Origin of the sequence: Streptomyces sp. NPDC051776, assembly GCF_040681345.1 — a bacterium.
Lineage (GTDB): Bacteria > Actinomycetota > Actinomycetes > Streptomycetales > Streptomycetaceae > Streptomyces.
Genome location: NZ_JBFAYQ010000065.1, coordinates 1 through 21,512, shown reverse-complemented (window position 1 = coordinate 21,512; position 21,512 = coordinate 1). Strand labels below are relative to the sequence as shown.

The window sequence follows — 21,512 nt, the reverse complement described above, 5'->3', positions numbered from 1 at the left end:
GCCCCCCCGCGGGGCGGCCTTCGTCGACACCGTGCGGCTGCACCGCCGCAGCGGCCGGCCCCCAGGGTGCTCGGTGGTGTCCAGGCGTCTCAGCCCTCGAAGTAGTTGGACTTGTCCGAGTCGTTGAACGTCTGACGGCCCAGGGTCAGGGTCGCCACCGGGTGGGTACTGACCTGCGGCGCGAAGCCGCCCGTGCTCGGCGCCACGACGGCGGTGTCCTCGACGGCGGGCTGGGTGGTGACGATGGTCCGCTCGGCCATGACCGGCCTCCCTTGTTCTCGGTGAATGTGGAAGTGGTGCTGCCTCTATGCCACCGCGATCGAAGATCCGTTCCCAGAGACGAAGATGGGGACTTGCTGGGAGCGGATTTGGGAGGAAGTTGGGACGCTGTTGGGACGTCAGCCGCCCAGGAGGCCGAGGACGGCCCGCTGGTACACCGCGTAGACCTGCGGCAACTCGGCCAGGTGGGCGCGCTCGTCGATGCCGTGCAGCCCCTCGTACGGCACCCCGAAGCCCGCCGTGGCCGCGATGCCCTCGCCAGCGAGCAGGTTGCCGATGTTCGACGGACCCGCGGTCTTCGACCGGACTGTGAGCCCCGCCTCGGCGGTGGCGCCCAGAAGGGCGGCGGCGGGCTGCTCGTCCTCGGCCAGGCGGAACGGCGGCCACGTAGCGACCGGGGTGACCTCCGTGGGCATCGGGGCGGGCAGCTCCGCGTCGAGCTCGGCGACGGCCTTGCGCACCAGCGTCTCGGCGTCGTGGGCGTCGAAGGCCGGGGTGGTGCGCACGTCGACGTTGATGTCGACCCGGTCCGGGGTGACGGAGAAGCCCTGGCCGCCGTGGAAGGAGGTCACCGACAGCTTCGGCGGCAGCGGGAACCCCGCGCCCTCCACCACGCCGGGAAGTTCGGCCGCGTCCAGGAGCCGTACGAGGTGAGCGGCCCGGGTGATGGCGCCGATGACGGTCTTGCTGGACCCGGAGTGCCCGGAGGGGGCGTGCACGGCGATCGACGCCCGCCACAGGCCCCGGCCGCCGACCACCACCTCGTCCATACCGGGGTAACCGATCATCACCCCGGCCGGGCGGGCCGCGGCAGGATCGGCGAGGTAGGCGCGGGCACCGCCGAAGCCACCCGTGTGCTCGTCGACGTCCAAGAGCACGGCGAGCCCGCCGCATAGCGTCTCGGCGCGGGGGGCGAGGTCGGCGGCGATGTGGCAGAACATCGCCGCAGCGAGCTTGGAATCGGCCGCCCCCCGGCCGCGCAGCCAGCCGTCCACGATGTCGCCGCAAGCCGGGGGGAAGGACCAGGCGGTCTCGTCGCCGTACGGGGCGGTGTCCACGCACGCGTCCAGCGTCCACCAGGAGCCCGGCCGGCCGCCGGGGATCTCCACCAGCAGCCCCACCAACTCGCCAGCACCGTCGTGCAAGCGGCGGTGCGGCAGCTCACGAGCGGTTAGCCAGTCCTCCAGCACGCCCAGGACGGGCCCGTAGTCGTCGATCCCGCCCCGGCTCGGCCGCCGGATCAGCTCGCTCGCCAGCTCGACCACGGACGCCGTACGGGCCTTGGCCTGCTGAAGGTCCTCGATCACGCTTCTCCCTCGCCCCCTAGTTGTGCCGCACCGGCAGCGCGCGGACGGCCTCGATCGTCTCCACCGGCCGCGCCGAGGCGCACGCCTCCCGCCCATGGTGGACCAGACCCACCGCCGCCTCGCGACCGAGTAAGACGCCGCAGTCGAACCCCTCCGCCCCGTGAAACGACGGCAGCGGCACCACCGCAGCGGTCTCCGACGCGACGAAGAACCGCTCCAGCGCCTCCGTCGGCTCCACCATCCCGATGTGCAGCGTCTTGACCCCGTTGTGGCGCGCGGACGGATCGCGCAGCTCCAGCAGCCGCAGCAGGTGGTCGGCGAGTGCCCGGTGCCGCGGGGGCCCGTACAGCACCCGGTAGTGGACCAGGTCCGGGTGCTGGGCCACAGCCGTCTCGATCGCCGCCAGATACGCCTTCTCCCGCGACCGGGAGCCGATGACGACCAGCTGCTCCCGCGCCCCGGCGACGACGTCGACCATCGCCTCGACCAGGTCCGTCCAGCGGGTGAGCACCTTGACCACCACGGCCGTGCCGGAGGTCTCCAGCACGCTGGTGGCCTCCCCATCCTGATGCGCGAACAGCACCTCCGGGTGCTCGCGGTACAGCTGGCACAGGCCCGCACGGTTCCGCTTGCCCGTACGGCGCCGACCGGACTCCCACGCGCTCATCAGGCTCGCGTCCGTCGCCCCGCCCGTGATCGCGTTCAGCGCGTCGGCGGCCTCCTCCAGCGTCATGTTCCGTGCGTTCCGGGCCCGCTTGAGCGCCGAATCCCCGCTACTTGCCGCGGCCACGAACACCGCCCCCTCCCCTTGAGTCGGCATGTGTCCGCAGTCTTCCCCACCGGGGGCAGTCCAGCGACGAGGCGGTCCTGGCGGTCTGCGGTCCGTGCCGAGGCGGGCAGATGCTCAGGTAATCATGAGGCGGTGGTAGTCCTCGACCTGCTGGGCGTGCCGCGGTATGACCGGCGCGGTCGCCGCCCGCCAAGGTTGCGGGCCGCCGCCCGGTACGCCGCTGACGTCGCTCCCTCCGGGCCCGGCCTGCCCGGCGAGCTGGCCGGTGCTGTCTGTCGTGTGCTGCCCCGTGCCTCGCGAACCAGGGCGTACTGGGCGGCGAACTGGCCCAGCCTGGTCATGACCCTGCTGCCGTTGCCCGTGGGACACGGGACGGGATCAACGGGGGCCGAACCCCGGAACTGTCAGAGCTGGGGGCCATCATGGGCGCCATGACCGACACGGAGCCTTCGGACCTCGAAGTCGTGGTGACCTTCTCGCCGGAAGAGCATGCGCTCATCAGCGAGCGCGCAGCCGAGCTCAACGTTTCCGTCGAAACCTACGTCCAGCAAGCCGCCGCGCGACAGGCACGCGACGGACAGCTCAAGCGTCAGCTCCTCCAGGAAGCGGCGCAAAGACAGCAGTCGAGCGCTGAGCGATTCGGGACCTTCGGCCCGCTCATCGACGACGTCCTCGCCACCCGCAGGGACCCCGACACCCTCACCGAGGCAGAGAAGGTAGCCCGAGTTCGGGAGGCGGCCCGGGAATGCGGGATCGACTACACCGACGAGGTCCGAGACCTGGGCGACGCACTCTGGGCGAAGATCGACGCCCTCCACCACGACATCTCACCCAGAAGCACGAACCCGAAGCGCGACTGACGGGAAGACACCGAAGGCCGTTGTCAGTTGGCGGGCCGCGGGGCTGGATGCGGGCCGAACAGGGACGGCCAACTCCACAGAGCTGCCGGGGATGTGCCTCCACAGGCCCGCCTCTACCCGGCAGGGGTCTTCTTCGCGTGGCAGCGCTGGTCGGCAGAATGGATTTCGGAACGGGCAACAGCCGCCGAGGCGAAGAAGGAGATGTGGCCGTGGCCGATACCTGGAACGGCGTGCCCCTGGCGGAGGTGAAGCCCATCAGCCAGGACATCCACTATCGGATCCACGACGCCGACACCGGCGAGTTGATGGGGTTCGGAACCGGCCGTGGCGGTTCGCTGGGAGCCGTGGTGGCCCACTGCCGACGCGTGGAAGACGCCTGCCCGGGGCGCCACCTGGTCATCCGGGCATACGACGGCCCAGCCGGGCCGGGGTTCGACCGCCCAGTCGGGCCGTGAGTCTCCGCTGTCAAGTCCCTGTGGCCGTGCAGTCGTCCTGGTTGCCGCGAATCTTGTTCCAGGCGGCCCGGCCGGGGTGCCGGACGTCCTCGGTGTGGTCGATGCCCAGTTCGCGCGCTGCTTCGGCGACGCGCTGTTCCACTCCTCTGGCAGGCCGCCGGAGGCGTGCATGTGTGCCGTGGACCGGGATCTGGCGGGCCTGCTACATGTGCGGGCTCCTTGGCCTTCCTCTCAATGAACGGTTGCCTTCATGACGGCCTGCCCGGTGGGGCGGCTCCGCGCTACCCGAGGGAGGCGGGCGGGGCGGTGTCATCGGTCCAGTCGCCGTCGAACAGGGAGGAGACCAGGGCTTCCTGCTCGGGGGCTAGTTGGCCGGCGCGTTGTTTGGTGCGGGTCTTGGCGAGCCACGGGCCGATCTTGACGCGCTCGCCGTCGACGGTGATCTCTTCACGGGCGGTCGGCGCGCGGCCTTCGCGGTGAAGGAAGAGTTCCAGGAGTTGGACGGTCTGTTCGAAGGTGCGGCGGGTGCGGCGCGCCGGGGCGAGCGGGTTGCTGGCGGGGGTCAGGCCGAGGGAGGTCAGCATCTGCTGCTGGCTGCGGTGGAGGGCGTGCCAGGTGGTGAGTTGGCGGTGCAGCCAGGAGCCGATCTTCACACCTTGCAGGAGGGTGTCGTGGGTGAGGGCGGCGAGGTCGGCGCCGCCGGCGAGATGGGCGCGCAGCAGGTGGTACTTGCGGTGCCAATCCGCGCCGTGGGGCAGGCGCCAGTCGTGGGCGAGGGCGGTCAGGGCGTCGGCGCGGGCCGGATCGAGCTGATTTTTGGCGGCGAGGTGGCGTTGTTCGGCGAGCCAGGCGCCGACGGGGGTGGTGGCGGGGGCGGCGATGTGGCCGTGGGTTCGCAGGTAGTCGGCTGCGGCGGCCAGGCGGGCGCGCCAGGCGGCGTCGTGCTTGTCCCAGATCATGCCGAGGGCGTCGAGTTCGGCGATCCAGTCTGCTTCCAGGCGGCCGGCTGTGCGGGCGTCGCGCATGGTGGTGATGAAGGTGCCGAGCGCGTAGCCGGTGGGGTCGGTGTAGTCGGTGGGGACGTCGAGGTGGCCGTGTTCGTCGTGGTAGGACTGGGCGGCGGCAAGGCCGAGGCGGCGGGTGCGGGAGACAGCCCGGTCGCGGGGGTCGAAGGATGCCAGGTCCATGGCGCGGGCGATGCGCTCGGGGTGGACGGTGAAGTCGAAGTGCCAGCGGCGTTCGATCACGTCGCTGGTCTCCTTGGGCAGGCGGTTGGCCTTGTCGGGCAGGCGCTCCAGGATGCGGTGGTCGTGGCTGGCCAGTGCCGTGGCGATCGCCCAGACGGGTTCGTAGGCGGTGCCGAGGATGTTCTCGGGCTCCGCACCGGGCGGGACGTAGACGGGGACGATCAGTGAGGCGGTTTTGCCGGAGACGTCCAGGCGCAGGGCGCGGCCGAGGGCCTGGACGCAGCGGATGACGCTGCGGGTGGGGTCGGCGAAGACGACGGCGTCGACGCTGGGAATGTCGACGCCTTCGGCGATCAGGCGGGAGTTGGCCAGGACCGCGCAGTCGGCGGCGCGGAAGTCGGCGAAGATGTCGGCGCGCTGGGCCGGGGTGTGCTCGCCGTGGGCGAAGAACAGCTGCGGTGTGATATCGGGGCACAGGTCGGGGTCCGTGTGGCGGAGCAGGCGCAAGGTGTGGGGCAGTTCGCGGGCGAAGCGGCGAGCGTCGGAGACGAGGTTGAAGTAGACCAGCACCTTCTTCAGACCGTGCTCGGTCATGGCGCGCAGCACCGCGAGGTTCAGGGCGGTGGTGCGCAGCGCACCGTCGTCTTTGTTGTCCTCGGCGGTGCTGCGGTTAGTGGCGGGGGTGGGGAGGTTCAGGCGGCGGCGCAGGTCGGCGTCGGTGAGAGTGGGCACCACGATGCGGTAGTCCGCGGCGCGGCCGTCCTCGACTGCCTGGGCGAGCGGGTACTCGAAGACCTTCGGGCCGTAGACGGCCTCGTTGTCCATGGAATTGGCGAACGCGTCTGCGGCCACTGCCGTGGCGCGGCGGCGGCGCGGGCGAGTGGTGTCGGCGGACTCGGCCAGTTCCGGCGCGGCGAAGATGCGCGGGGTGGCCGTCATGTAGAGGCGGCGCTCCGCATGGATCCGCTTCGCGTCGTTGACGATGGCCCACTTCTTGTCGGCGCGGCCGGCGATCCGGTGCGCCTCGTCCATGACCGCCAGATCGAACGGCGGCACCGCGTACTTCGTGCTCTGGGTTTGTTCGATCTTGTCCAGGGAGTCGTAGGTGCAGATCACCGTCAGCGCCGGAATCTGGTCCTCCCTCTCCCCCACCACCGACATCAGCGCGGCCAGCGCGTGCGGGTCGGTGGTCGACATGACGCGGGCGGCCAGCAGATCGTCCCGGCCCGCGGCATCCAGGGAGGAGACGATCACCATGTGCTCGGCGTGCCCGTCCCGGCGCCAGGCCAGCGCCGTCTGCGCCGCCAGGTCCAGGGTGGGCACCACGAACAGCACCAGGCGTGCGCCGAGTTCGTCCGCCACCCGGATGGACACCAGGGTTTTGCCGGTCCCTGTCGCCGATACGTACAGCCCGCGCGTACCCGCACGCCGCAGATGCCGCACCAGCCGCTGAACGGCCTGGATCTGGTCGGCGAACAGCGGCCGCTTCTCAGGCCGGCCGGATGCGGCAACAGCAGCCACGGTCATGCAGGTCTTCCTCGGTCCGAAGCGGGACGGCGCCCCCGGGCAGGCCGGGGCGGTGAGGCCGTAGCGGGAGCTTCCAGGCGGGCACCATACCACTCCCAACTCCCTTCGTACGCTCGATGCGCGGAAAATGGACGTGAAAGGTACGCGATAAGTTCGTTTCATGGGCTAGGGTGCGAGCGGAGGTATCTCATGTCCGAGTTGTTCGACGCCGTTGATGCGCTGGTGGCGTCGCGGTCTGCGCTGCCGCCGCCGGCGCAGCGCAAGCGGCTGCGTCAGGCCCATGCGCTCACCCTTGATGAAGTGGCCGCCGCTCTGGGCGTGCGGCGCGCGACCGTCGGCGACTGGGAGTCGGGCAGGACCGAGCCGCGGCCGCCGCAGCGGGAGGCGTACGCGCGCCTGCTGGAGCAGCTCGCGCAGCTCTACCCGGCCCCCGCCGCCGAGAGCGTCGGCGCACCGCAGGAGGACAGCGCTGTGCCGGAAACGTTTACCGGACCGGCGCCCACGGCGGCGCCCGTGCCCACGGGCGGGGAGACCAAGGCGGCGGACCAGACCGCGTCCGGCAGCACCCCTCCCGCTGCCCGCACCGCTGTTCCTGCACCGGCTGCCGCGTCACGTGTGGCGCGTACCGCCCGCCCGTCGCAGACATCTCGCCGCCCAGGGGGGAAGAAGGCCGCCCGGGCGAACAACCCCGCGCCCGGCGGCGCGTACGCGCACGGTCCGCTGCTCGTCCTCGACGCCGGCGCCGACCGGGAGGTGACCGGCTACGGCATCGGCGGCCTCCTCCTGGACGTACCCGCCACGTCCCTGCCTGCCCTGGTCGAGTGGACGCTGACCGAGGCGCAGCTGGGGGCTGCGAGGCTGCACGGCTGCGGGAAGGACGCCGACCCTCTGCTGGTCCTCACGCCGGCCGCGTGCGAGCGGTACGGACTGCCGGCTGCGCTGTCGCAGGAGGAGCGGCTCGCCGGGCGGCTCGGGGACGGGCACAAGGTCATCAAGCAGCTGAAGCGTGCCAACTGGCAGCTCACCAAGCGCGGGTTCGGGCCGTGGGCGCGGATCTACCGCCCCGCCCAGGGCGGCCGACGGCGTTGCGTGCAGCTGTGCATCCCCTCGTGGCGCGCTCTTGATGACCGCGCCTGGGGCCATGCCGCGCAGCTGGAGCCGGCGCAGCTCGCCCGCGTGCTGGGCGTGTACGCGATGCGGGTGATGACGCCTGTCGGCTCCGCCGCCGTCACCGGACTTGAGCTGATGACCGCGCTGGGCCCGCCGACCCGCGCGAGCGACCCGGACGCCGACGGCCAGCGGCACCGCGAGCACCGGCCCGGGTCGCTGGGTACGGAGCCGATGGACCCGGCGCCGTGCGAGGCGACCGACGGACACCCCGTCCTGGCCGACCTGCCCCGGTTCCACGTGCGCGGCCCCGGCGAGAAGCTGTTCGAGGAGGCCTACGACTGGGCGCGGGATCTGACCGACAGCGAGTGCATGCAGCGCTACCTGGTCGGCATCGACGTGAACCTGGCCTTCGGCGCGGCCGCCAACGGCGCCCTCGTGGGCCTGGCATCGCCGCCCGTGCACGTCACCAACCCCATCTTCGATGCGGCGCTGCCCGGTTCCTGGCTGGTCGACCTTTCCCACGTCGACCTTGGCCGTGTGAAGGTCGCAAAGCAATGGCGTGAGCTCGACGGCGCGTTGCTGCCCAGCCCGTTCACCCCGACCGGCGAACGTCCCCAGGGCCCGGCCTGGTACGCCACCCCCACGGTGGCGTACGCCGTGGAGCTCGGCTACGACGTCACCCCGCTTGAGGCCTGGGTACGGCCGGAGGCCGGCCGGTTCCTGGACGGCTGGTACAAGCGGCTGCGCGACGCCTACGTCGCCACCATGGCGGACCTCGGCGTCACGGAGAACCTGACCCCTCACGAGTTCCTGAAGGCGATGGACGGCTACCGCAGCCGTGATGCGGAGATGGGAATCGTCCTGGACGCGATCAAGATGACCGTCAAGGGTGGCATCGGCAAGCTGCAGGAGAAGGCGCGCGGTGGCGGCTGGAAGCCGGGGCAGTCCTGGCCCGCTCTCGCCCGGCCGACCTGGCGGCCGGACATCCGCGCGGCCGTCATCTCCCGGGCCCGGATCAACATGCACCGCAAGATGCTCAACCTGGCGGCGGCCACCGGCCGCTACCCGGTCGCGGTCCTGTCGGACTGCGCCGTGTACGCCGCCGACGGACCCAGCCCGCTGGATGTCCTGCCCTACGGCGCCGACGGCACGACGGTGCCGGGCTCGTTCCGGCTGGGGGTCTCGCCCGGGATGGTCAAGCACGAGGGCACCCAGAGCGTGCTGTGGGGGGCGGACGTGCTCGAGCAGCTCAGCGCCGACGGCCGTGTCGCCAACCTCGCCCGCTATATCAAGACCGGCGAGCACGCCGCCAGGGACACCGGAGAGTAGGGGGATACGGGGCGATGGTCACGGTCGCGGAAGAACTCGACAGGGCGGTGCAGGGCGCGTTTACCCGACCCGTTCCCAAGTCGGCCGGGGCGCAGATGCGCTACCTCGTCAAGAGGAACGGAGGCCGGACGAAGCCGGTCGCCGAACTGCTCGGCATCAGCCAGCGCACCGTCGAGCGGTACGTGAAGAACAAGATCAAAACCCCCCGGCCACAGCTCGCCGACCGCCTCGAGCGTGAGGTCCGCGCCCGCTGGCAGCCCCAGGTCCGCGCCCGGGCGAAGCAGGCCGCGGCCACCACCGGCGGCATCATGATCGATGTCCAGGCGAGGTTCGGCTACACCGCCGCCCCCGGCAGCACCGACCAGGCCCGCGTGCGTCACCTCACCCTCGCGCTGCCGCCCCGCCACGCCGCCCGTCTCCTTCAGGCCCAGGAGGCCGGCGTCAGCGAGGACGGGCTCCGCGAGATCGCCGCCGAGGCCTTGGGCGAGGTGTACTTCCGCGACAACGGCCGCCGCGCCCACGGCCTCGAAGTGGAGCTCACCGACCTGGTAGACCTCCAGTTCGAGCTGTAAGCGCGCCCTAGCCCCACAGCGCCCGACCAGTTGTTGGCCTGGGACATAGCCAGCCAGCTTGCCTTCCATGCGCCTTCAGCAGGTCTGCGACTCTGACGTCTTGAACCTCGCCAGCCAGAACAGGTGTTCATCCAGCAATGGGCAGGTGGTGCATCCGGCGCCCGCCGCTCCCCAGAACTTGGCAGCAAGGACACGCTGCCTCGCCAGCACGCCGCCCAACGCCCCCGCAGGACCGGGACGGTGCAGGACCGCCGGTGGGCAGAACTGGCTTGGTGAGGAGGTCTGTTGACCGAAACCAGTCGCTGCTGTGACGGGGCGGCGTAGCCTGCGTGCCGCTTGCGGATGACCGTGCGGCCGTGAACCAGGGGTGCCTAGCTGCCCGGTCACGGACATGGGTGGAGGGGCATGGGCGTGACCAAGGACGTCGTGGTGGTCCACCGGGATGCCGTAGGGCGCACGGTGAAGGTTCCCGCTGCCCAGGCGGCCGATGTGCCACTGACGCGACGTGAGGCGGTGTGGGCACCGTCTCGGCACCCCTCCCAGCGCAGCATCGCCACCTGGTGGTGGTCGGCCACCACCGGCCGGCTCGTGGGGTGCCGGTCGCTCGAGCGGCTGACCGTGGCGATGCTGCTGGACTTCCACCCGCAGGTGGTGGACTTCCAGGCCTGGTCGGCGCGGCTTGAGTGGCGGGAGGGGGGCCGAGAGAGGAGTCTGGTGCCGGACTTCTTCGTGCGCACCGCCTCCGGCGCGCTGGCCGTGGTGGCCTGTCCCCCGGCGACCGGGCCCAGCGCCCGCTACGAGCGGCAGCTGACGGTGCTGCGTGAGGTGTGCCAGGAGGCGGGCTGGGAGCTGGGGGCGCCGCCGCGGCCGCCCGGCCCGGTGGCGCTGGCCAATGTGCGGTGGGTGGCGCGCTACCGGCATCCGCGCAACGGCGATGCGGCAGTGGAGCAGGAACTGCAGGCGGCGTTTACCTCTCCGCGCCCGCTGCTTCAGGGCATCACGGCGGCGGGGCTGCCGACGCTGACGGCACTTCCCCGCCTGTACCACATGCTGTGGCACCGGCGGCTGGGCATCGACTGGAGCGTGCCGCTGGGGCCGGACTCGCTGGTGGGGCCGGTGGGAAGCGAGCCGCAGGCGATGCGCCAGCCCTACCAAGCCGAGGACCTGTGATGACCGCGGTGGCCACCAAGCCGCCGGTGACGCGGCACGCGCGGCGCGGGGTCCTGGCCCCTGGCGACAGCGTGCAGTGGCACGGCGGCCGCTACACCGTCACCGCCCTGTCGGGGGTGACCGTGCACCTGGCCCCGCAGGCCGACAGCCCGCAGCCCCCGGCGGCCGTGCTGCTCGCGGCGCTGGCCGCAGCGGAGGACTTCGCGGTCCTGGACGGGGCGGGCCGACCGGTGAAGCACACAGTGATGCCGGACTGGGCACTGCTGGAGGGCATCAGCGAGGAAGCGGCCCGCGAGGCACGGATCTGGGAGCGCCACGTCATCGAGGTCGACACCGGGCTACTGCCCGGGGTGCCGGAAGGCGCCCCGCCGCGCGAGGGATACGACCCGCGGTGCACCACGCTCATCCAGCGCTACCAGGCCAAGGCCGCCGAACTGAGCGCCGTGCTGGGATGGAAGGTGTCGTGGCAGACCGTGCAGACCAAGCGGCTGAAGTACAAGGCGGAAGGCGCCTGGGGACTGGTCGACAAGCGCCGCACCCGCAGAACGACACTGTACGGGCGCACCGACATCCGGGTGGTGGACCTGCTGCTGGAGCTGGTCGAGGCCGGACGCACCGCGCCGCCGGGCAACGCGGCGAAGCTGTTCACCCAGCTGCGGCGCGCTGCCCGTGCGCGGTACGGGGCGGGGGTGAAGGTGCCGGCCGACTCCACCTTGTACAAGCTGCTCGAGCGCCTCGGCATCGACGCCAGGCGCCTCGATGGGCCGAGCGGCCGGCACAAGCGGTCGGCGGGCCGGCCCGCCCCGCCGTTCACGGTGACACAGGCGATCGCCCCGGGTGAGGTGGTGCAGATCGACTCCACCGATCTGGACGTGAAGGTCCTCGGCGACGACGGCCTGCCGGCCGCGGTCGAGCTGACCGCTGCCGTGGATGTCGCCACCCGCAGCATCATCGCCGCCGTGGTGCGCCCCAAGACGTCCCGCCGCCGACGCCGGGGAGCACAGGCGCGGCCGGGGCTGATCTGCGCGCAGCGCAGCACCGGGCGGGCCACCAAAGCCGTGGACGCCTCCCTGCTGCTCGCCCAGGCCCTGACCCCCGCCCCGATGCGGCCCGGCTTCAGCCCGCTGACACACGCCAGCGCCTCGCACCTTCCCTACGACGAACTCGTCGCCGCGGATGCGCGGTTCGCGCAGGCGGCCAGCCGACCGGTCATCGTGCCGGATCTGATCGTGATCGACCACGGCACGGTGTTCGCCGGGCGGACCTTCTTCGACGCCTGCGCCTGGCTGGGGATCTCGGTACGCCCGGCCCGGCGGCGCACCCCCACCGACAAGGCGATCGTCGAGCGCACCTTCGCCTCCATCAAGTCCATGTTCAGCCAGTGGGTGAACACCTACACCGGGCGCGACTTCACCCGCCGCGCCGCGGTGGTGGACGGCCAGCGGCTGTGGACGCTTCAACAGCTCGACGACCTGCTGCAGGAGTGGATCGCCCTGGGCTGGCAGAACCATCCGCACGAAGAGCTGCGCAGCCCCTACGACCCGAATCTTCCCCCGCTGACGCCGAACCAGATGTATGCGGCGTGCGTGCAGACCGCAGGCTACCTGCCGATCCCCCTGGGCGAGGAGGACTACCTGCGGCTGCTGCCCACCGCCTGGGTCGGCGTCACCGACCAGGGCATCCGCTTCAAGAACCGCACCTACGACCATCCCGCGAAGGGTCCCGACGAGGGGTTGAACCCGTACCGGTACCAGCCCTCGGGGCTGCGGGGCAAGAAACGCGGAGGATGGGAGCTGCGCTACAACCCCTACACCCCGGAGCGGGTGTGGCTGCGCGACCACCAGCGCGACATGTGGGTGGAGGCCACCTTCGTCCACCAGCACCTGATCGGCGCGCCGTGGACGCAGTACCTGTGGGACGTGGCCACCACCGAGCACGTCGAGCGCGGCGGCCGCAGGGAGGATGAGGAGGCGATCGCGCAGGCCCTGGCGGAGCTGCTGGAGCGGGCCGGGCGCGGCCCCGATGAGCCGGGCACGGTCGCCGTCCCCGACGGCTACGGCCCCCACCTGCCCCTCCCCACGCCCGCGCCGTTCGACCCGTACGCCGGAGCCGCGCCGGTGGACCTGTCGGGTCTTAAGCCCCTGGGCAGCCTCGATGAGCTGGACGACATCGGCATGTACGCCACCGTCCCCTCCCCCGCGCAACCGGCCGGCGACTGGCCTGCTGCCGACACATGGGAGCAGCTCACCACGCCACATGGCCCGCCGCTGCCCGCGGGCCCGAAGTCCCCGGGCAGCGAGGCGGACCTCGTCGCCCCCGCGAGCGGCGGGGAGGACTTCACCGACTGGTACTGGAAGGGCCTGCCCGCCATCACACCCCTGCCGCCGCTGGACGACGACGGCGGCAGCTGACCGACACCCGCTTTTCGCCCTGTGCTCCCGGACGAGTTGGACGGACCTATGAAGCCCGACACCGACGCCATCGACCTGCCCACGTTGGCTGCGGCCCCGCTCCTGGCCCCGCCCGCCCCCAGGTGGCTGGACACCCGGCAGGCGTGGAAGACGTTCGCCGCCCACCGCCCGCAGCCGCCGGACCTGGCCGACTGCGCGCCCCTGGGCAGCGACATCACTGACAGCGACCCCCGCCTGCTCTACCACGGCCAGATGCGCATGGTCCGCACCCCCGCCATCAGCCGGGCCCTGCCCGTGGTCCACCAGCAGATCCGGGCCAACCGCCAGCGCACCCACGGCCGGATCGGCATCATCGTCGAAGGCCCCCGCGGCACCGGCAAGACCGTGCTGCTGCAAGCCATCGGCCTGCACTACGAACACAAGATCCAGCGCCTGTATGCGCCGGACGACAACCGGATCCCGGTGATCACTCTCAGCGTGCCCGCCCCGGGCCGCGGGGGCGCAAGGAACTGGCCGGCCGCGTTCGCCGCCTTCCTCGGGCTGGAGCGCGACGGCGGATCCGACCCCACCCGCTCCATCTGCCACGTCATGCGCGCCAGCGGCACGCTGCTGGTCCTCGTCGACGGCATCCAGCACCTGCGGCCCGGAACAGACACCGAGCAGACCTTCGACTACCTCGAGTACATCAGTGAGCAGACCGGGGCGACCTTCGTCTACTGCGGGCGCGGCGCCCGATCCGTCGTGGACCCGATGACCCGGGACCGGGAAACCCCGCTCGAGGGGGGCGAGGAACCGTGGGGGGACCACATGGTCCTGCGCACCCGACGCATCGGGTTCAGCGACGAAGAACGGGCGGAGTTCACACAGATCGTCGACGTCTTCGACCGGGACTTGCGTCTGCACCACCACACCCTGGGCGAGCTGACCCACCTCGCCCCCTATCTGCACAAACGGAGCAAGGGATACCTGCGGGCCCTGTCCCACCTGGTCTGCCAGGCCGCTCAGCAGGCCATGCTGACGAAGACCGAACGCATCACTGAAGAACTGCTGGACTCGCTTCACCTGGGGCGCAGCATCACCTTGTGACGGGTAGTGGGCGCGGGCACCGGCCGGTTTCACCCCTGGCTTCCGGTGCCGTCCGCAGGCGGTGGCAGGCGCCGTCGCCCGGTGCCGCGCCGACTGGTACGGGCGAGCGAGACGTCCCACACCATGCGGAGCGTCTGGAGGGCCGTCCGCTCGGCTTCGGTGAGCTTTTGCGGGGAGCGGCGGTGCTTGTGGATGAAGGCGCCGAGGCGGACGGGGCCGATCCAGGTTTCCTCGACGTGCGCCCGCGGCACCAGCAGGTTCCCCTCGCGGGCGAGGTAGTTGGCCGCGGCGATCAGGCCGCGGCGGAACTCCTGCCGCTCAGGCGTGAGGAAGGGTCCGGGGTACAGACTGTCCACGTCGGGCGTGGCTCCGAGTTCGAGGAGCAACTGGGCCTGGGTGGCGTCAAGGTCACCCCAGTGGTTGCGCTGGCGACTGAGCCACTGGCCCAGTGGCACACCATCGGCGGTGCGGAAGTCGCCGGGCACATCCACGCTGCCGCCGGCCTCCACATGCGCCTTGGCGGCCGCGTAGGTGCGCCGCCAGGTCAGCGGGAAGGGCGGGTTCCACCACGAGTCGATCGCGCGCAGGGCCCGCTCCTGTTCGTCCGGGAGGGTGCCGGCTTTGGCCCGGGCGCGGCAGCCGGCAAGCCAGGTGCCGACGCGGTGGCCGCCGACGGTGGCGGTTGTCGGGGCGGCCAAGTGCCCGTGCTCATCGGCGTAAGCCCGCGCGTGGGTGAGCATGCGCTCGAAGGTGTGCTCGGGCGGTGTCCACAGCATGCCCAGCCGCTTCAGCGCGCGTATCTGGTCTGCCGGGATGCGGCCCAGGAGATAGCGCAGGCGCTGGTTGACGATCCACTCCCCCAGCGCGAAGCCTTCGTCGTCGACGAAGGGCTCCGGCACGTCCAGATGCCGGTGCTTGGTGGCGTAGCGGGTGGCGGCGCGCAGGGCCTCCTCCCAGGTGCCGGTGGCGGGCAGCGTGATCTGAAGGCCCAGGGCGGCGGCGAGTTCCGCGGCGCGCTCCGGCTGGCTGTAGTGCAGGCGGCGGCCCAGCACCCGCCCGCTGGGGCGGCGTTCAGGCAGGGCGATCCGGTCCAGGTAGGAGTCGTCATGGGCGCGCAGGGCCTGCAGGATCGACCACAGGGCGCCGAAGGAGGAGTTCTTCAGCAGCTTGCCCGGCGAAGTGCCGTCGGGCAGGTAGACCGGGATGACCAGGGTGGCGATCTTGCCGCTGCCCGGCGGCTGGCGCAGGGCCCGGCCGATCGCCTGGATCGCATCGATCACGCTGTAGCGGGGATCGGCGAACACCACCGCGTCGACCGCGGGCATGTCGACGCCTTCGTTGAGCACCCGCACATTGCACAGCACGGCCTTCTCGATCACCTCCTCGCCGAAGGCGGCCAGCACACCCCGGCGGTAGGCGGGGTCCTGCTCGCCGTCGATGGCATACGCCCACAGCTTCTCGATGCGCAGCGGCGCAGGCACAGCGGCGGCAGTGGCGGGCAGCGTGGCGGCGAAGTGGTGCGCGGCATCCACCCGGTTGTGGAAGACCAGCACACGCCGCAGATTGTGCTCGGCCATCGCCCGCACCACCGCCACCTGGATCGCGGCTGTGCGCAGCCCGTCGTGATGGGCGCTGGTGGCAGGGCGCCGCTCGGCCAGGATCGTATGCAGGTCACTGTCACTGACGACGGGCATGAGGACCTGGTAGTCGGCCAGGATCCCCTCCTCGATCGCCTTGGCCAGACCGAGGGTGTAGACGGTGGGCCCGAAGACGTCCTCACGGTCCATCGTGGCCGTCGGCGCCCGCTCCACGAACTCCGCCAGCTCCTGTGGCGCCTGGCCGTTCCAGATCCTCGGCGTCGCCGTCATGTACAGACGCACCTTGGCCGGCACGAGACCGTCATCGTGGACCTTGCCCCAGCCCTCCCCCACCCCCATACACGTACGGTGCGCCTCATCGGCGATGACCAGGTCCCACGACGGCAGCGCGAACAGCTCATACGCCCGGATGATCACATGCAGCGAGTCGTAGGTGGCGAAGACCGCCAGCGGATCGCCGGCAGTCAGCGCCATCGCCACACGCAGGGGGTCGTTCGTCATCACCGCCTCAGAAGGGGGCAGGCCGCTGCGGGACTGCGGTAGCGAACACACCCCCAGCGCCAGCCCCTGGTACCCGGCCTGCCGCCACCGGGAGACGGTCTGGGTGACCAGCGCGAGCGTGGGCATCAACACCAGCACCGCACCCGATGGGGCCACCTGCTCGGCGGCCCGGCAGGCGATCAGCGTCTTACCCGTACCGCACGCGGCCACCACTGTCATCCGCCGCTCACCCCGCCGCACCGCACGCCGGATCGCAGCCAGGGCCTGAACCTGGTGCGGGAAGAGCTTCATGGCCATCTGTTCGGTGTCGGACACGAGCGGCCGGACTTCCTTGCGGGGACACAATGCGCCGATCATCAGGTGATCCGCGCGCGGGAACTGTACAAGCCCGACAACGCAACAGCGCCGAGAATCGGCCAACTCCGGTGGCTCCCGGTGCCACTTGGCCTTCGTAGAGCGCCGAAGGCGCCACGTGCAGCCGCCCCGGTAAGAAGAAGACACAAGCCGCCGCAGCGGACCGCCGCACCGACGACCACGGACGTTCGATGAGGAAGGACACACACGGCCATGCCGAAGGCCCCGCGCAAGAAAAGGACCCGCACACGCACCAGCTGGCGGCCCGCCCGGGCGCTGCCGCGACAGGTCCGGTTCATCGCCGGGGAGTCCACCGGCTCCTTCGCCCGGCGCCTTGCCGCGGAAAACGGCCTTCAGCCCGAGGAGTTCTGGCCACTGGTCGGCGACGGCGACCAGATCTTCGACCCCCGCTACTCCGAGGCCTACCTCAACGCCGCAGCCCTCGACCGCCTGGCAGGGCTGACCGGACGCGACACCGCCACTTTGCAGTGGCCCCTGCCCAACCTGCGTGCCCACCGCCTGCTGGACACCGGCCCCGGCCCGGTGTGGCGCTGGCCCTGGGACGCCACCTCCGGCTACCTGGTACGCGCCTGCGAACTGTGCGCTCACACCAAAGGCACCGCCGAGAACGCCTACCTGATCTCACCCACCACCTGGCAGGTCTGCACCCGCCACCACCGCTGGCTGGACAACCGCCGCGAGGAACACGCCGCCTCCATCCCCCTGCACACCCTGCCCGAGATCATCCAAGCCCACCAGCGCCAGCTGACCCTGGAACGCCGCCTGGGTGAATCCGGGCGCGTCCTGTTCGCCGACGCCTACGCCATCGCCGCCTACTGGTGGAACCTGCCCGCACTCTCCCCACCCGCCTGGCGCAAGCGCCAGAACCACATCGGTCCGGCCGGAGCAGACGATGTCCGCTGCGCCCCGCTCGTCCTCTACCCCGAAGCCGTACACCTGGCCGAAGCCATGGCCGCCCGCGAACGTCGACGCCTGCGCGGCACCCTCACCCCCACCCAGGCCGGCCTGTGGCTCCACCACGTCGCCGGCTTCCTCGAGGACTGGCGGATGCCCGCCGACCTCGCAATCCAGCCCGTACTCCTGTGGGCCGCACGCCACCAGGACCCCGACCCCGCACCCCGGCAGACAAGCCCTCGTCCGGCACGCGGCCGCTACCGCCGCCTCCCCCTCCCCCACCCCCACACCACCCAGCCCACCGACACCACACTGCCCGAACTGTCCTGCCTCCCCTGGCAGATCGGTGAGCTCCTGGGCTCCAGCCTCTCCCCCGCACCCGGCGGATGGACCCTCACCGGCCGAGCCTGACCCCGGCCCGGCCAGCTCCCAGATGCCAAGAAATTATCTGTGCAGTTACGACATCCCAAGTGCATTCACAACATCGCAGGTCACCGCGATACAGGCGCACACTGAATCATCGACAAACGCCTATACCACCTGATCACCCACCTGACAGCGACCTCTCACCAACCTCTCCGCCTACCAACAACACCCCAGCTCACAGAGCTGCTGATGTCGTAACTTCACAGATAACTGACAGGCGGCAGAACAACAACTGCGCCAACTTCAACGTGCCCGATACCGACGTGATCGATGGTGGCCGTGAGACCAGCCGGTGCGGGAACAAGGACCACTCCTTCAGCAAACACACGTGGATCAAGGGCGGCGGCGCCCGAGCCGAAGGCGGCTCCAGCACAACAGAGGACGTGACCACCCAGAACATCGCCCAAGAAGGCCGTCAGAACAACAACTGCAACAACAGCAACGAGAACCTTGGTGCCCTTAATGTGACCGGAAGCCGGGTGCAGGGCCGTTGCGGGAACAAGGACGCCTCCTTCAGCAAACACACGTGGATCAAGGGCGGCGGCGCCCGAGCCGAAGGCGGCTCCAGCACAACAGAGGACGTGACCACCCAGAACATCGCCCAAGAAGGCCGTCAGAACAACAACTGCAACAACAGCAACGAGAACCTTGGTGCCCTTAATGTGACCGGAAGCCGGGTGCAGGGCCGTTGCGGGAACAAGGACGCCTCCTTCAGCAAACACACGTGGATCAAGGGCGGCGGCGCCCGAGCCGAAGGCGGCAGCGCAAGCACGGATGTGGCCCAGCGGAACACCGCCCAAGAAGGCCGGCAGAACAACAACTGCAACAGCCGCAACAGCGACGCGACCCTCACCGTGACCGGGGGCCGAGTGGAAGGACGCTGCGGAAACAAGGACTTCTCCTTCAACCACAAAACCTTCACCAAGGGCGGCGGTGCCCGCGCCGAAGGCGGCTCCAGCACCGGCGCAGGTATCAACCAGCAGAACACCGCCCAAGAAGGCCGACAGAACAACAACTGCAACAACCCCAACAACCTCACCCTCACCACCACCAGCAGCCGCTCGCAGACCAAGTGCGTCGCCACCGACCGCTCCACCAACATCGGCTCGGACTACCGGTAACCACCACGGCGCGCCGTGATCCAGCCACCACCGCTGCCCGCTACTGAAAGCCTTCAGCAGCGGGCAGCGGCATGCCGGCCCCCTACTCAAGGGAACAAGCGCTCACCGCCCAGCAGCACCACCAGCTGATCCCAGCCGGCAGCTCGTCTTCCGGCCTCGCGGTGGCTTCGTGCTCCCGGCGCTTCGAGGCGGCCGGCCGGTTCACGCCGGGGCCCGCGCACAGGCATAGCACCGGAGGCCCACGAACGGCCTAACGAGGTGAAACCCCGCCCGGGACCCCTCGTTGAACGGAACCCAACGTCTTCGCGGGGAAACCGCCCAAGACCCCAGCCAGTGGGGCGCACCCGCCACCGGCTGGCCCCAGGGCCTGTGTCCCGAGCAGCCGATCGGGACACAGGCCCTTTCGCCATGCCGAGGTCTGTACGGCCGCCCCCTGCTGAAAACGGAACACCTCCAACCAAGGGGGGCGGCGGCATACCGCCAACCCCACTCGAAGAAGCGGATCTGTACGTTTGGACGGATCCACGGCGTGGATCGGCGACGGGGGATCCGGGCTCCTGTGACCTGCGGGAAGTCGTGAACGCGATCTTCTACCAGAACCGGACGGGCTGTCAGAGAGGGAAACGTGGGAAACGCCGGATAAAACAGCGCTCTGGCCCCGAGCAGGCGATCGGGGCCAGAGCGCTGCCTTGTCAACGGGCTTCACCAACTCCGACAAATCTTTTGAATTCCTCCGGAGCTCAGAATTCACCAGCAGGCGCCTGGCAACCACGATCAGGCGCAGAACTGCACAGGTGAGGCCGTTGGGGTGAGGAACACCACGCGCCCATAACGGAAGGAACACCGTGAAGTTCAGAAAGGAGACGGCATTGGGTCGTCACATATAGGCGCAAGGGAGGCACCCGGGTGCGGGCACACAAGATCGCGACAGCCACCATGCTGGTCCTGGCAGTCAGCGGATGGGCCGGAGCGGCAGGCTCCGGGACAGCGTTCGCCGAGACCGGCCCCACCCACGGGGCGGGGAAGGCGAAGGCTGTCGGCAAGGGCCACGGCCCCGCTCATGGGGGCGGGGGGAGGGCGAAGGCTCGGGCGGAGGGTGGATCCTCTACCGGCGCGGATGTCTTCTCGCAGAACGTCGCGCAGTCCGCGCGGCAGAACAACAACTGCAACAACCCCAACATGCAGGATGAGGAGATCTCGCTCACCGGCAGCCGGGCAACGGGGCGGTGTGTGACCGCCGATGGTTCTCTGACCGCGTTCTCCCGCATCCAGGGCGGCCCTGCCCACGCCCAGGGCGGCACATCAGCCCTGGACCTGACCGAGCAGAACATCGCCCAGCGCGGCCGGCAGAACAACAACTGCCACAACCCCAACGCCTCGGCCATCACCCTGGACAGCAGCCGGCTACAGGGCCGCTGCACCGACCAGGACCACTCCTTCACCACACACACGTTCGTTAAAGGCGGTGGCGCACGAGCCGAAGGCGGCTCCGCCACCAGCGACGACGTGTTCCAGCAGAATGTGGCGCAAGAGGGGCGGCAGAACAACAACTGCAACAACCCCAACAACGACTCGGACATCGACCTGAGCGAGGGGGGCCGGGCGGCGTTCCGCTGCGGGAACAAGGACCACTCCTTCAGCAGACACGCGTGGGTCAAGAGCGGCGGCGCGCGCACCGGAGGCGGCTCCACCGCAGCGACGCTCTCCGAGGTGGAGCAGCAGAACATCGCCCAGGAAGGCCGGCAGAACAACAACTGCCACAACCCCAACAGCAACTCGGGCCTCACCGTGAGTGGCGGCGGCCGGGCAGAGGGCCGTTGCGGGAACAAGGACCACTCTTTCAGCAAGCACACGTGGATCAAGAGCGCCGGCGCACGAGCCAACGGCGGCTCCACCACAGGTGTGGACTCCGATGTGCAGCAGCAGAGCACCGCCCAGGAAGGCCGGCAGAACAACAACTGCCACAACCCCAACAACGACTCGAGCCCCGACGTGAGTGACGGCAGCCGGGTAGAGGGCCGTTGCGGGAACAAGGACCACTCCTTCAGCAAACACACGTGGATCAAGAGCGGCGGCGCCCGTACCGGAGGCGGCTCCACCACCGACGACGCCGTCGATGTGGAGCAGCAGAACATTGCCCAGGAAGGCCGGCAGAACAACAACTGCCACAACCCCAACAGCGACTCGAACCTCACGGTGGAGGACGGCAGCCGGGTAGCAGCGCGGTGCGGGAACAAGGACCACTCGTTCAGTACACATACCTTCGTCAAGAGCGCCGGTGCCCGCACCGAAGGCGGTAGCGGCACGATCGCCAATGTGCAGCAACAGAACACCGCCCAAGAAGGCCGGCAGAACAACAACTGCCACAACCCCAACAGCGGCTCGGACCTCACCGTGGAGGACGGCAGCCGGGTAGAGGTGTTGGACGACTCTCTGCATGAGCACGAAGGTGGGGGTTGGCGACAGTCACGGTGGACATGAGTGCTGATCTTGATGGGCAGCCTGATCCTGTTT

General features: G+C 70.3%; 16 protein-coding genes. 10 read left to right on the top strand and 6 right to left on the bottom strand.

Annotation, left to right across the window (positions count from 1 at the left end):
- Positions 1-89 precede the first annotated feature (89 nt).
- The 3 genes from AB0M26_RS29145 to AB0M26_RS29135 form a co-directional block, all read right to left on the bottom strand.
- Positions 90-260, bottom strand: coding sequence for a hypothetical protein (locus AB0M26_RS29145; RefSeq protein ID WP_365265605.1), 171 nt, complete (start codon positions 258-260; stop codon positions 90-92).
- Between the two features lie 138 nt (positions 261-398).
- The gene (locus AB0M26_RS29140) at positions 399-1,586 is read right to left on the bottom strand and encodes a M20/M25/M40 family metallo-hydrolase (protein ID WP_365265603.1); all 1,188 of its coding nucleotides are present in this window, start codon (positions 1,584-1,586) and stop codon (positions 399-401) included.
- Positions 1,587-1,602: 16 nt separating this feature from the next.
- A complete protein-coding gene (locus tag AB0M26_RS29135) occupies positions 1,603-2,406 on the bottom strand; it encodes a helix-turn-helix transcriptional regulator (RefSeq protein ID WP_365265602.1) in 804 nt (267 codons plus the stop codon).
- Positions 2,407-2,807: 401 nt separating this feature from the next.
- On the opposite strand from AB0M26_RS29135, the gene AB0M26_RS29130 reads away from it, so the two are divergent.
- Together AB0M26_RS29130 and AB0M26_RS29125 are read left to right on the top strand one after the other, a co-directional pair.
- Positions 2,808-3,236, top strand: coding sequence for a hypothetical protein (locus AB0M26_RS29130; RefSeq protein WP_365265600.1), 429 nt, complete (start codon positions 2,808-2,810; stop codon positions 3,234-3,236).
- Between the two features lie 209 nt (positions 3,237-3,445).
- Positions 3,446-3,691 (top strand): hypothetical protein, encoded by a 246-nt coding sequence (locus AB0M26_RS29125; RefSeq protein WP_282698101.1) that lies wholly within the window; start codon positions 3,446-3,448, stop codon positions 3,689-3,691.
- Between the two features lie 10 nt (positions 3,692-3,701).
- Here AB0M26_RS29125 and AB0M26_RS29120 read toward each other — a convergent pair whose 3' ends face one another.
- Both AB0M26_RS29120 and AB0M26_RS29115 read right to left on the bottom strand, forming a co-directional pair.
- Positions 3,702-3,833 carry a hypothetical protein gene (locus AB0M26_RS29120; protein ID WP_365265598.1) on the bottom strand — a complete coding sequence of 44 codons (132 nt, stop codon included), beginning with the start codon at positions 3,831-3,833 and terminating at the stop codon, positions 3,702-3,704.
- Positions 3,834-3,972: 139 nt separating this feature from the next.
- Positions 3,973-6,405: a Helicase associated domain protein gene (locus AB0M26_RS29115; protein ID WP_365265596.1), complete on the bottom strand. Its 2,433-nt coding sequence runs from the start codon at positions 6,403-6,405 to the stop codon at positions 3,973-3,975.
- Between the two features lie 189 nt (positions 6,406-6,594).
- Between AB0M26_RS29115 and AB0M26_RS29110 the strand changes: the two genes are divergently transcribed.
- The 5 genes from AB0M26_RS29110 (at position 6,595) to AB0M26_RS29090 (ending at position 14,083) form a co-directional block, all read left to right on the top strand.
- Complete coding sequence (locus tag AB0M26_RS29110; protein WP_365265594.1) at positions 6,595-8,844, top strand: helix-turn-helix domain-containing protein; 2,250 nt, start codon at positions 6,595-6,597, stop codon at positions 8,842-8,844.
- A 14-nt stretch (positions 8,845-8,858) separates the two neighbouring features.
- A complete protein-coding gene (locus tag AB0M26_RS29105) occupies positions 8,859-9,416 on the top strand; it encodes an XRE family transcriptional regulator (RefSeq protein WP_365265592.1) in 558 nt (185 codons plus the stop codon).
- A gap of 405 nt (positions 9,417-9,821) precedes the next feature.
- Positions 9,822-10,586 carry a TnsA-like heteromeric transposase endonuclease subunit gene (locus AB0M26_RS29100; protein ID WP_365265590.1) on the top strand — a complete coding sequence of 255 codons (765 nt, stop codon included), beginning with the start codon at positions 9,822-9,824 and terminating at the stop codon, positions 10,584-10,586.
- Positions 10,586-12,997, top strand: a complete 2,412-nt coding sequence (locus AB0M26_RS29095; RefSeq protein ID WP_365265588.1) for a hypothetical protein — start codon at positions 10,586-10,588, stop codon at positions 12,995-12,997. Before AB0M26_RS29100 ends, AB0M26_RS29095 begins: the two co-directional genes overlap by 1 nt.
- Before the next feature lie 48 nt (positions 12,998-13,045).
- A complete protein-coding gene (locus AB0M26_RS29090; RefSeq protein WP_365265586.1) occupies positions 13,046-14,083 on the top strand; it encodes an AAA family ATPase in 1,038 nt (345 codons plus the stop codon).
- A 29-nt stretch (positions 14,084-14,112) separates the two neighbouring features.
- On the opposite strand, the gene AB0M26_RS29085 is transcribed toward AB0M26_RS29090, so the two are convergent.
- Positions 14,113-16,497: a Helicase associated domain protein gene (locus AB0M26_RS29085; RefSeq protein ID WP_365265584.1), complete on the bottom strand. Its 2,385-nt coding sequence runs from the start codon at positions 16,495-16,497 to the stop codon at positions 14,113-14,115.
- Between the two features lie 252 nt (positions 16,498-16,749).
- Between AB0M26_RS29085 and AB0M26_RS29080 the strand changes: the two genes are divergently transcribed.
- The 3 genes from AB0M26_RS29080 to AB0M26_RS29070 all read left to right on the top strand — a co-directional run bounded on the left by AB0M26_RS29080 (position 16,750) and on the right by AB0M26_RS29070 (position 21,479).
- Entirely contained in the window at positions 16,750-17,862 is a 1,113-nt protein-coding gene (locus AB0M26_RS29080) for a TniQ family protein (protein ID WP_365265582.1), read from the top strand.
- Between the two features lie 263 nt (positions 17,863-18,125).
- Positions 18,126-18,998, top strand: a complete 873-nt coding sequence (locus AB0M26_RS29075) for a hypothetical protein (protein WP_365265580.1) — start codon at positions 18,126-18,128, stop codon at positions 18,996-18,998.
- A gap of 906 nt (positions 18,999-19,904) precedes the next feature.
- Positions 19,905-21,479: a hypothetical protein gene (locus AB0M26_RS29070; protein ID WP_365265578.1), complete on the top strand. Its 1,575-nt coding sequence runs from the start codon at positions 19,905-19,907 to the stop codon at positions 21,477-21,479.
- Positions 21,480-21,512: the final 33 nt, after the last annotated feature.